Raw genomic sequence first — 12,070 nt, 5'->3', positions numbered from 1 at the left:
ATCATGTCTCGCAAGACATTTCCAAGCTGAATACGCATGTCCGCTGCGGACATGAAAGCCCGCCGGCAGGACGCCGGCAAGCCTGCTTGCGCAAAACCGTGCGCGAAACAGGCCAGAAATCGGACCAGCGCTCGCCGCGCCCACGCCTCGGACCAGCACGGTCGGCGACGGGACCGATCTACCCGCATCACTGCGCCAGAAAACCGACGTCCGCATCGCCTCGCGCTGCCGTGTGTCGGATCACCGGCGCGCCATTGGCACCGGCGATCGCGCCGCTGCCGACATTGACGATGCGGCGTGTGGCCGGACCGCCGCGGCCCTTGCCGGTGCACGTCGACAACCCCTGCCCCCGTCGCTGCGCCAACCCGCGTCCAGCGCCGATGGCGGTTGCCGATTCCCCTGCGGCCGACGCATTGCATTCGATCGCGGCCGCGCCGCGCTCCAATGCCAGGCTTCCGCCGCCAAATGCATTGGTTCCATCGCCCAGGGCATTGCTCGCACTGCCCATTGCCAGCACACCCTGACCATCTGCAAACGCCGGTGCATCGGCATCGGTCGCAGGCGTTGCCGCTGGCGGCCTCGATTTAGTTGAAAATCAAAATCCGATTAAGATCGACGCTACACAGGCCGCATCAGCAGGCGCTTGGACTAAATGCCCAGTAGTTTTCCGATGGTTACTTGAAGTAAACCATGGGTCGACTTCACTAAATGCATTTCATCGCAGCAACGCCGATGCGATCGCAGGTATAGGCCTCATCCGCAACGCCTGCAAAGTGAGAGCGAAAAGTCTCTCAACGGCCGCTGACCATGCTTGAACGCAGTATTCCCCGAATGTCCTGCCGATGCGCACGCTTCGTGCAAGGGACGTCGCTGCTATCGGCAACTGTCGCAGGCAAGCCTGGCTCCGTGAGAGCCTATCTGGTGCTGTCGACCCAGCCGCGGCCGTGCACTTTCTTGCTCATAACGCATCGCACATCGCCACAGCGAGCGCGGCAAGGGGCGAACGACCCGGCACCATCGCAGGCAGTTGCGCAGAGCCGACACCGGAAACGACGACGGCCGTGCGCATCGCTGCACGCGGCCGTCGAATGACACTCTTGCTGCGGCGCTTCAGCTCACGCCGCACAACTTACCATCAACCGCACCAGACCCGCGCATTGCGGAACATACGCAGCCACGGCGCGTCATCGCCCCAGCCGGCCGGGTGCCAGCTCAGGTTTGCCGTGCGCGGGGTGCGCTCCGGATGCGGCATCAAGATGGTGACGCGACCGTCGGTGCTGGTCAGCCCGGTGATGCCGTCCGGCGAGCCGTTCGGATTGAGCGGGTACTGCGATGCCACCACGCCATCGCCGTCGATGAAACGCAGGGCCACGCGGGCAGCCGCCTGATCCACCACGGTATCGAACTCGGCGCGGCCTTCGCCATGCGCCACCGCCACCGGGATCCGCGAGCCGGCCATGCCGCGCAGGAAGATCGACGGTGACTCCACCACTTCCAGCAAGGCGGTACGCGCTTCGAACTGCTCGCTGCGATTGCGCAAAAAGCGCGGCCAATGCTCGGCACCGGGAATGATGTCCCTGAGCTGGCTGAGCATCTGGCAGCCGTTGCACACGCCGAGCGCGAAGGTATCGCTACGCGCGAAGAACGCGGCGAATGCATCGCGCAAGGCGGTCCGCTCCAGGATCGAGGTGGCCCAACCGCGGCCGGCCCCCAGCACGTCGCCGTAGCTGAAGCCGCCGCAGGCGGCAAACCCGGAGAATTGCGCCAGATCCACGCGGCCTTCGATCAGGTCGCTCATGTGCACGTCGAACGCACGGAAACCGGCGCGCTCGAAGTTGTAGGCCATCTCGATCTGTCCGTTGACGCCCTGCTCGCGCAGGATCGCCACCTTGGGCCGCACGCCGGTCGCCACGAAGGGCGCGGCCACGTCTTCGGAGGGGTCGAACACCAGCTTCGGGCGCAAGCCCGGCGCCTGGAAGTCGCGTGCCTGTGCGCGTTCTTCGTCGGCGGTTTCCGGGTTGTCGCGCAGCCTCTGCATGGCGTGCGTCACCGACCACCAGGCATCGAACAAGGCTTCCCAACGCCACTCGGCCAGCACCCGGCCCTGCCCGCTCACGCGGATGCGCGGCGCGCCGGTAGGCCGCGCAATGCGCTGCGCGCATTCGGTCAGGGCATGCCGTTCGACCAGATCGGCGAACGCGGCGCGATCCTCGTTGGCGATCTGCACCACCGCACCCAGTTCCTCATTGAACAGGCTGCGGAATGCATCGTCGCCCCAGGCATCGAGGGTGATATCCAGGCCCTGCCGCGAGGCGAACGCCATTTCGCACAGCGCAGCGAACGCCCCGCCATCGCTGCGGTCGTGATACGCCAGCAGCAGGCCGCTCTCACGCGCCGCGCGGATCAGCTCAAAGAAGCTGCGCAGCCGCTGCGCATCGTCCAGATCCGGCACCTCGCCGCCGAATGCCGGCAACGCCGCAGCGTCTGCATACACCTGCGCCAGCACCGAGCCACCCAGACGCTGCTTGCCGCCACCCAGCCCGATCAACCACAGCTCGCTCTCTTCGTCGCTACGCAACAACGGCGTCAACTGCGTGCGCACATCGCCAACGGGGGCGAACGCGCTGATGATCAGCGAGACCGGTGAAACACTCTTGTGGGTTTCACCGGGAATGGCGAATGGGGAATGGAAAATGGTGGAAGCGGAGGGCTGCGGCGTTTCGCCATTCCCGATTCCCGATTCCCCATTCGCGACAACCCACTGCGCCTGCATCGACAGCGAGTCCTTGCCCACCGGCACGCTCAGTTCCAGCGCCGGGCACAGCTCCATGCCGATCGCGCGCACCGCGTCGTACAGCAAGGCGTCTTCACCGGCGTGTCCGGCGGCGGCCATCCAGTTGGCCGACAGCTTGATGCTGTCCAGCGTCTGCACCGGCGCGGCGCACAGGTTGGTGATCGCCTCGCCCACCGCCATGCGCGCCGACGCGGCGGCATTCAACAACGCCAGCGGGGTGCGCTCGCCGATCGACATCGCCTCTCCGGCGAAAGTGTCGAAGCCGGCCAGGGTGATCGCGCAATCGGCCAGCGGCAGCTGCCACGGCCCGATCATCTGCTCGCGCGCGGTCAAGCCACCCACGCTGCGGTCGCCGATGGTCACCAGAAAGCTCTTGGACGCCACCGTGGGATGCGCCAGGACGCGCAGACCGGCCTGCTGCAGATCCAGCGCGGCGGTCTGCAGCACCGGCCACTGCGGCGCCGGCGGATGCACCGCATCGCGATGCATCTTTGGCGCCTTGCCGAAGAGCACGTCCATCGGCAGGTCGATCGGCAGCGGGGAATCGGGAGTGGGGAATGGGGAATGGGGAGAAGCGAAATCGGCAGCCGGCAGCGTGCTGTCGCCATTCCCGATTCCCAATTCCCGATTCCCGGCGTCGAGGACGCCATAGCCAACCACCAGCCGCTCCTCGGCCGTGGCCACGCCGACGGCGGCAAACGGGCAGCGTTCGCGCGCGCAGATGGCGGCGAATTCGTCCAGGCGTGCCTGTGGTACGCCCAGCACGTAGCGCTCCTGCGATTCGTTGCACCACAGTTCCAGCGGCGACAGCGAGGGGTCGTCGGTGAGCACGCGGCCCAGGTCGATGATGCCGCCCACGCCGGAGTCGTGCAGCAGCTCGGGGATGGCGTTGGACAGGCCGCCCGCGCCCACGTCGTGAAACCAGCGGATCGGGTTGTCGGTGCCCAGCGCCACGCAGCGGTCGATGACCTCCTGGCAGCGGCGCTCCATCTCCGGGTTTTCGCGCTGCACACTGGCGAAATCCAGCGCCTCGGCGCTGTCGCCGGCCGCCACCGAACTGGCCGCACCGCCGCCCAGGCCGATCAGCATCGCCGGGCCGCCCAGCACGATCACCGCATCGCCGGGCTGCAGGCGCAGCTTCTCGACCTGGCTGCGATCGATCGCGCCCAGGCCGCCGGCCAGCATGATCGGCTTGTCGTAGGCGCGGGTCAGGCCCTGACCTTCGGCGAGCTCGAAACTGCGGAAGTAGCCGAGCAGGTTCGGCCGGCCGAACTCGTTGTTGAACGCGGCGCCGCCGAGCGGGCCGTCGAGCATGATGTCCAGCGCCGGGGCCATGCGCGGGTTCAGCGCGCGCGGCGCTTCCCATGGCTGCGGCAGGGTCGGGATGCGCAGGTGCGACACCGTGAACCCGGTCAGCCCGGCCTTGGGCTTGCCGCCGCGGCCGGTGGCGCCTTCGTCGCGGATCTCGCCACCGGCACCGGTGGCGGCGCCGGGAAACGGCGCGATCGCGGTCGGGTGGTTATGCGTTTCCACCTTGATCGCAAACGCCGACGGCAGCACCGCCTCGGCGCGGTACTCGCCGCTGGCCGGATCCGGCCGATAGCGCGCGGCCGGCACGCCTTCCACCACCGCCGCATTGTCGCTGTAGGCAGACAGGGTGTGCTGCGGGGTCTGCTGGTGGGTGTGCTTGATCATGCGGAACAGCGAGCGTTCCTGCGGCTTGCCGTTGATGGTCCAGCTGGCATTGAAGATCTTGTGCCGGCAGTGCTCGGAGTTGGCCTGGGCGAACATCATCAACTCGACATCGGCCGGGTCGCGGCCCAGCTCGGCGAAGCGTTCGCGCAGGTAGTCGATCTCGTCCTGCGCCAGTGCCAGACCGAGGTCGCGGTTGGCCTGTTCCAGCGCCGCCAGCGGCACGCGCTGCAACTGTCCGCGATCGGGCACGTTAAACAGCGCCTCGGCGGCCGCGGCCGAGCCGAGCAGCGACTGCGTCATCGGGTCGTGCAGCAGCTTGGCCACGGCGGCCTGGATCGCTTCGTCGGCCGGCCAGCCGGCCAGATCGATGCGGGTACCGCGCTCCACGCGCTGGATCGGCTGTCCGGCCCCGCGCACCAGTTCGGTGGCCTTGCTCGACCACGGCGACAAGGTGCCCAGACGCGGTACCACATAGCGCGAGGAGGCGTCCTCGGCCCGCGGCGCGGGGGCGGCTTCGGCCTGCAGGATCCGCTGCAAGGTGGCCTGATCGGGCGCTTGCCCGGCCTCGGCGCGGATGAAGTACACGTGCCAGGCGCCGGTGATGCGCAGCGCGGGAACGAGGGTTTGCAGGCGGGTTTCGAGCCGAGCGCGGCGGAACGGCGAAAGGGCAGAAGCGCCCTCGAGGACCATCATGTCCGGGGAACCGTGTCAGAAACGGGGCTGCAGATTGTAACGGAGCTGATGCGCCGGCGCCGGACCCGGCGTGGGTGGGCCGCCAATCCATGCGGTGATCATCGGCACAGCCCGGGCCGGATGCGGCGCGTTCCGGCCGATGCGGCAACGGCGAAGGCGGATGGCGATGCCAGCAGGGATTGTCGCGTCCACCTGTCTTTGGGCCGGTCTCCGCGCGGTGGCGACGTCCGCAGTGCTGGCACTGCCGGTCCACCGCCGCTCTCACCCTATAAACCATGCAGCCGGCCCGACCCTGAAACGCAAGAGGCCGGAATGCATGCGCATTCCGGCCTCCTGATCGATCACACCGACCGCCGCAGCGGCCCGCATCCCGGCGCCGCTGTCGGATACCTCAGCGGCTGCCGCCGGCAGTGGTGACCGCGCGCTTTTCCAGCGCCTCACGCAGCTGCGCCGGCGGCAGGTAGCCACCGAGCTGAGTGCCGTCCGGCGCAAAGATCGCCGGGGTGCCATTGACGCCCAGACGCTGGCCCAGCGTGTACTCCATCGACACCGGGTTCTTGCAGTCCTTGGCATTCACCGGCTGCCCGGACTTGGCCGCGGTCAGCGCCTGCTTGCGGTCGGCCGCGCACCACACTGCGATCATTTCCTTGTGGTCCTGGCTACCCAGGCCCATGCGCGGAAATGCCAGATATTCCACCGCGATTCCCTGCTTGTTGAGCTCGCCGATCTCGCTGTGCAGCTTGCGGCAGTAACCACATTCCACGTCGGTGAACACCGTCACGGTGTACTTGGGATTTGCCGGCGCAAATACGATGCGGTCGGCCTTGGGCACGGTCTCCAGCTGCTTGCGGCGGTAGGCCAACAGACCCGGGCTGGCAGCGAACTGCTTGTTCTGGATGTCGAACGGCTGCGCCTGGATCAGGTAACGGCCGTCGTCGCTGACGTACAGCACCTGCCCGCCGACCACCACCTCACGGAAACCGGGAAACGGCGCGGCGCCGATGTAGTCCGGCTTGAAGTCCGGATCCAACGCCTTGAGCGCGACGCTCACACGCTGGTCCACATTGCCCGAGGCGGCGGGGGCGGCGGCGGCTGGCTTGGCGCCGGCGTTGCTTGCCGCAGGCTGCGAGGACTGCGCGCAGGCGGTAAGGCTGATTGCGCCCAGCAGCGCGGCGATGGCAAGACGATACATTCACGCATCCAGTGGAATGGGGTGCCGGGATTCTCGCACAGCGCAGATGAAGCCAGGCAGCCAGCAGGCCGGCCTGTCTGCTGGCTGAGCCGCTGAATGGACCGCCGCCTCGGCCGAAGCCGCACCGCCGCTGCCTCTGCGGCCGCAGTCAGCCGCGCGGATGATGGGTGGCGTGCAGCTTCTGCAGGTGCTGACGGGCCACCAGCGTGTAGATCTGCGTGGTGGACAGCGAGCTGTGACCGAGCAGCATCTGCAGCGCGCGCAGGTCCGCGCCGTGGTTGAGCAGATGGGTGGCAAAGCTGTGCCGCAGCCCGTGCGGGCTGACCGTGGCGGGATCGATTCCGGCCACCGCCGCATAGCGTTTGACCAGCGCCCAGAACTGCTGGCGGCTGGGCGGCTGACGCGCTGCATCGATGAACAACGGCACCTGCCCGTCTACTGCCGCCACCGCCTTGTGGCTGGCCAGCAGCGGGCGCGCCTGGCTCAGATATCGCTCCAGCCAATGCTGCGACTCCTCGCCCAGCGGTACCAGCCGCTCCTTGCTGCCCTTGCCGGTGACCCGCAGCACGCCCTGGCGCAGGTTGACCCCCACCGCCGGCAGGTTGACCAGTTCGCTGACCCGCAGGCCGGCCGCATACATCAGCTCGAGCATCGCACGGTCGCGCAGGCCCAGCGGCGTGTCGATCTCGGGCGCGGCCAACAGCGCCTCGATCTGCGTCTCGGTCAGCGCCTTGGGCAGCGAGCGCGGCAGGCGTGGCGGGTCCAGCAATGCGGTGGGGTCGTCGCTGCGCACGCCATCGCGCAGACACCGCCCATAGAACGCACGCAGGGTCGACAACAACCGGGCATTGCTGCGCGGCGAATAACGCGCCTCGGTGCGCCAGCGCAGATAGTCGAACAACACCGCGCGATCGACCCCCAGCAGGCCGCCGCCACCGTCGCGCCAACGCGCCAGCCCTTCCAGATCGCGCCGGTAGCTGTCCAGGGTCTGCCGCGCCACGCCCTGCTCGGCCCACAACCGCTCCAGGAAGCGTTCGATGGCGGCGGCATCGGCGGCCTGCACCGGTGGCAGGTGTTGCGCCAGTTGGCGACGTTCGGCAGGACTGCTGGCTGACATCGCAACAGCATAGAGCGTGGCATGCGTGTTGCGGCGCGCCGTGTTGGCCAGGCGCGGGATTGCCGCAGCGCGACGTTGCCCGATCGCCTGCGCCGGCTATGCTCGCGGCATGACCTCGCCCCCTTCACCGCGCAGCGCGCGACCGCCCGCCCTGGTGGTCTGGCGCCTGCTGGCCCTGTGCTACGACGCCTGGCCGGTCCTCGCGCTGTGGATGCTGATCTCTGCCGCGTTCACGCTGGGGTTCACGCTTGCCGGGCACCCGGCTCGCGAAAACATCGCCCCCTTCAGCGGCTGGCAATGGCTGTTGTGGCTGTGTTGCTGGATCGCTGCCGGGGTGTACGCCACCGTCAGCTGGCGACGTGGTGGCCAGACCCTGGGCATGCGCCCATGGCGGTTGTCGCTGGTCGGTCCGCAAGCCTCCTGGCGTGCGCTCTGGATCCGCTATACCGTCGGTACGCTGTCGCTGGGCTTGGCTGGCGCAGGGTTCTGGTGGGCCTGGCTGGATCGCGATCGCTTGGCCTGGCACGACCGCGCCAGTGGCACCCGGCTGCAGCGCACCCCAAAGCGCTGAAACGGTCAGGCCGGCCCCTTGCCGCTCTCTACGGCAGGCGACGTTGGAGTGCGGCCGTCATGCGGAGTACTGACCGCCCAGAGGCGCGAAGCGGTAACCGCTGCTCAGAGCAGGCAGAGCACGGTTCCGAAGACGCTGAACCGACCCATCGGCGTCAGCTGCTGCGCCGTCGGAACAACCACGCCGACACACCCAGCATCACCATCGGCGGCAGCGCGTAGGCGATGCGGTAATCCAGCTTGAGCGCGCCGGCCATGCGGCCGAAGAACAGCTGCAGCAGCCAGAACCCCAACGCGAACAGGATGCCCAGGAACAGGCGCTTGCCCAGGCCGCCGCTGCGCAGCGAACCGAACGAAAACGGAATCGCCGCCAGGCACAGTGCCAGCACGTTGAGCGGATAGAACCAGCGGCTCCAGTACTGATCTTCGTAATCGCGTGCGTCCAGGCCGTTGCGGCGACGGTACTCGATGCTCTGTTCCAGATCGCGCGCGGACAGGTTGCGCGGTTTGGCCAGCCCGGCCGCCAGCGCTGCAGGGCTCAGCTGCGATTGCCAGGGCAGTTCGGGGAAGGTTTCGCGCTGCACCGAGCGGTCCTGGAAGGTATCGCGTCGCACCTGGCGCAGCGTCCAGGTCCCGTTGCGGTTCTCGGCCAGCCCCGCATAGGTCAGCTGCTGCAGACGGCCACTGGCATCGAGGTGATACAGCCGCACGTCGTGCAGATCCAGCGCGGTGCCGCCGTCATCGAGCAGCTTCTCTTCGCCGCTGAGCGCATTGAGGAAGGTGTCGCCTTCGCGCGCCCACAGGCCGGAATAGCGTGCCATTGCCATGTTGCTGTTGTAGCGGGCGCTGGTTTTCAGGGTATCGGCCTGGTTCTGCGCCCACGGCCCCACGGTCTCGCCGCTGATCACCATGGTGGCGGTCAGCAGCGCCATGGCGGCCACTACCGAGGCCGACATGCGCTTGCGCGACACGCCGAGCGCGCGCAGTGCGGTGAGCTCGGACGTCGCCGCCAGCTGGCCCAGGCCCATCAAGGCGCCGATCACCGCCGCAGTGGGGAACAAGGTGTAGGCCCGACGAGGCACCGTGTAGGCCACATACGCGATCGCATGACCGAAGGTGTAAGTCCCCTGGCCGATGCTTTTGGCCTCGCTGGCAAACGCGTTGACCAGGTCCAGGCCCAGCAACACCGCCCATGTCAGCAGCACGGTGAACAGCACCGCACGCCCGATGTACCAATCATGCACCCGCGGCATCAGCCTCATGCGCGCACCCTCGGCCGACGCACGCGGCCATCGCGTGCATACGCCCAGATCGCCACTGCCAGCAGCGGCAGGGTCAGCCACCACAGCCCGAGCGCGGCCGGCGTCTTGCCGTTGGCGATCCACTGGGTGCCGACGATCATCAGATTGGTGCCCACCATGTAAGCCAGGAAGGCCAGCATGATCCGGCCATACCGCTGCTGCCGCGGTGCGCTGCGCGACAGCGGCAGGGTCAGCAGCGCGAAAGCAAGCGCCAGCAGCGGTGGCGCCAGGCGTTCATGCAACTGCGCGCGCGCGGCGGGGCGCTGGTCCGACAGCAACTGCGTGGTCCACATCACTTCCGGATCGTTGGCATCGTGCACCTGGGTCCGGTCGGGCAAGGCCACATCGTTGCTGGCGAACTTCATCAGGCGGTAGTCCAGGGTGTTGCCGGCGGCCGGGCCTTCGATGCGGTAGCCGTCCTCCAGGCGCAGATAACGGTCGGCCTTGCCTTCGAAGAACATCGCGCCGCGGTCGGCGGTGACCACATCGATGCGGTCGTCCTTCTGGCGCTGCATGAAGACCTTGCCCAGGCCCTTGCCGTCGGCCGAGATCGTGGTCAGGTAGACCACCCCGCCGCCGGACAGCGGAGTGAACTTGCCCGACTCCAGGCCGGCCATCACGATGCTGCGGTTGGCGTCTTCCAGCATGGTCTCGGCGGTGCGGCTGGCCCAGGGGCCCAGCCACAGCGAGCACAGCCCGATCACCACCACCACCGGCACCACCAGCATCAGCATCGGCCGCAACATGCGCCGCGGGCCCACACCGATGGCGGTAATGACGGCCATTTCTGAATCGCGGTACAGCCGCGCCAACGCCAGTAACAGCCCCAGCATCAACGCCAGTGGCAGGATGATCGGCAGATACGCCACAAATTGCAGGCCCACCTGGGACAGCAGCAAGCGAGCAGGGATGCGGCCGTCGGCGATATTGCCGAGGATATCCACCAGCACACCGCCCACGCTGACGACCAGCAGCACGATCAGGGTGGCCAGGAAGCTCTGGGTGAAATCGCTAAGCAGGTATCGATCGAGCTTCGGCATGGGGTGGGCTTGTTTTAAACTCTCGGATTCGTTCGCGGCGGCGCCAGCCTAGTCCGGTTGGCGTAAACAGCCCGCGATTGTACGGATTTGCCTACGGAATCTGATCAATGGCCCTGCAATTCACCCTGAACCAAGACGCGCCGGCAAGCGCCGCCGTCGACTGCATCGTGGTTGGCGTGTTCGCCGACAAGACCCTGTCGCCCGCCGCCCAGGCGCTGGACAGCGCCAGCCAGGGCCGTCTGACGGCCCTGGTGGCACGTGGCGATGTGGCTGCCAAGACCGGCAGCACCAGCCTGCTGCACGACCTGCCCGGTGTCGCCGCCCCGCGCGTGCTGGTGGTCGGCCTGGGCGAAGCCGGCAAGTTCGGCGTGGCGCCGTATCTCAAGGCGGTCGGCGACGCGACCCGCGCGCTGAAGACCGGCCCGGTCGGCACCGCCCTGCTCACCCTGACCGAATTGCAGGTCAAGGCGCGCGATGGCGCCTGGAACATCCGCCAGGCCATCATCGTCAGCGACCACGCCGCCTACCGTTACACCGCCACGCTGGGCAAGAAAAAGGTCGACGAGACCGGCCTGACCACGCTGGCGATCGCCGGCGACGACGCCCGTGCACTGGCCGTGGGCGTGGCCACCGCCGAGGGCGTGGAGTTCGCCCGCGAGCTGGGCAACCTGCCGCCGAACTACTGCACCCCGGCCTATCTGGCCGAGACCGCCGCCGCATTCGCCGGCAAGTTCCCCGGCGCCGAGGCCGAGATCCTGGACGAGACGCAGATGGAGTCGCTCGGCATGGGCTCGCTGCTGTCGGTGGCGCGTGGCTCGGCCAACCGCCCGCAGCTGATCGTGCTGAAGTGGAACGGGGGCGGCGATGCGCGGCCCTACGTGCTGGTCGGCAAGGGCATCACCTTCGACACCGGCGGCGTCAACCTCAAGACGCAGGGCGGCATCGAGGAAATGAAGTACGACATGTGTGGCGGCGCCAACGTCATCGGCACCTTCGTGGCCACGGTCAAGGCCGAGCTGCCGATCAACCTGGTGGTGGTGGTGCCGGCGGTGGAGAACGCCATCGACGGCAATGCCTATCGCCCCTCCGATGTGATCACCAGCATGTCCGGCAAGACCATCGAGGTCGGCAATACCGACGCCGAAGGCCGCCTGATCCTGTGCGATGCGCTGACCTATGCCGAGCGCTTCAACCCCGAAGCATTGGTGGACGTGGCCACGCTGACCGGCGCCTGCATGGTGGCGCTCGGCCACCAGACCGCCGGCCTGATGAGCAAGCACGACGACCTGGCCAACGAACTGCTGGCCGCCGGCGAGCACGTGTTCGACCGCGCCTGGCGCCTGCCGCTGTGGGACGAATACCAGGGCCTGCTGGATTCCACCTTCGCCGACGTCTACAACATCGGCGGCCGCTGGGGCGGCGCGATCACCGCCGGCTGCTTCCTGTCGCGCTTCACCGAGAACCAGCGCTGGGCGCATCTGGACATCGCCGGCGTCGCCAGCGACGAAGGCAAGCGCGGCATGGCCACCGGTCGCCCGGTCGGGCTGCTGACCCAGTGGTTGCTGGATCGCGCCAAAGGTGGGAATTGAAAATCGGGAATAGGGAATCGTGAAAGCCCTTTCCTTTCAGGCACCGCCGCGACCTTCGAGGTCGCGGCGGTGCCGTGAC

8 protein-coding genes are annotated in these 12,070 nt (G+C 67.8%); 2 read left to right on the top strand and 6 right to left on the bottom strand.

The window, feature by feature from the left end:
* Positions 1–187: 187 nt before the first annotated feature.
* From FHT09_RS20395 to xerD, 4 genes are all read right to left on the bottom strand, one after another.
* The gene (locus FHT09_RS20395) at positions 188–508 is read right to left on the bottom strand and encodes a hypothetical protein (protein WP_181141291.1); all 321 of its coding nucleotides are present in this window, start codon (positions 506–508) and stop codon (positions 188–190) included.
* Positions 509–1,135: 627 nt separating this feature from the next.
* Positions 1,136–5,182: a phosphoribosylformylglycinamidine synthase gene (purL, locus tag FHT09_RS01645; protein ID WP_104605881.1), complete on the bottom strand. Its 4,047-nt coding sequence runs from the start codon at positions 5,180–5,182 to the stop codon at positions 1,136–1,138.
* Between the two features lie 391 nt (positions 5,183–5,573).
* Positions 5,574–6,374 (bottom strand): DsbC family protein, encoded by an 801-nt coding sequence (locus tag FHT09_RS01640; RefSeq protein ID WP_104605882.1) that lies wholly within the window; start codon positions 6,372–6,374, stop codon positions 5,574–5,576.
* A 148-nt stretch (positions 6,375–6,522) separates the two neighbouring features.
* Positions 6,523–7,491 (bottom strand): site-specific tyrosine recombinase XerD, encoded by a 969-nt coding sequence (gene xerD / locus FHT09_RS01635; protein WP_104605883.1) that lies wholly within the window; start codon positions 7,489–7,491, stop codon positions 6,523–6,525.
* A gap of 109 nt (positions 7,492–7,600) precedes the next feature.
* Between xerD and FHT09_RS01630 the strand changes: the two genes are divergently transcribed.
* Entirely contained in the window at positions 7,601–8,062 is a 462-nt protein-coding gene (locus tag FHT09_RS01630) for an RDD family protein (RefSeq protein WP_104605884.1), read from the top strand.
* 154 nt (positions 8,063–8,216) lie between these two features.
* Here FHT09_RS01630 and lptG read toward each other — a convergent pair whose 3' ends face one another.
* Both lptG and lptF read right to left on the bottom strand, forming a co-directional pair.
* A complete protein-coding gene (lptG, locus tag FHT09_RS01625; RefSeq protein ID WP_047127275.1) occupies positions 8,217–9,323 on the bottom strand; it encodes an LPS export ABC transporter permease LptG in 1,107 nt (368 codons plus the stop codon).
* Positions 9,320–10,402, bottom strand: coding sequence for an LPS export ABC transporter permease LptF (gene lptF, locus FHT09_RS01620; RefSeq protein ID WP_024939128.1), 1,083 nt, complete (start codon positions 10,400–10,402; stop codon positions 9,320–9,322). The genes lptG and lptF overlap by 4 nt, the downstream gene beginning before the upstream one ends.
* Positions 10,403–10,509: 107 nt before the next feature.
* On the opposite strand from lptF, the gene FHT09_RS01615 reads away from it, so the two are divergent.
* Positions 10,510–11,991 carry a leucyl aminopeptidase gene (locus tag FHT09_RS01615; RefSeq protein WP_104605885.1) on the top strand — a complete coding sequence of 494 codons (1,482 nt, stop codon included), beginning with the start codon at positions 10,510–10,512 and terminating at the stop codon, positions 11,989–11,991.
* Positions 11,992–12,070 lie beyond the last annotated feature (79 nt).

The sequence above is a fragment of the Xanthomonas sp. CFBP 8152 genome, assembly GCF_014199025.1.
In the GTDB taxonomy this organism is placed as follows: domain Bacteria; phylum Pseudomonadota; class Gammaproteobacteria; order Xanthomonadales; family Xanthomonadaceae; genus Xanthomonas; species Xanthomonas arboricola_B.
Note: the sequence above shows the minus strand (reverse complement) of the source record. Positions and strands in the feature narration are given on the sequence as shown.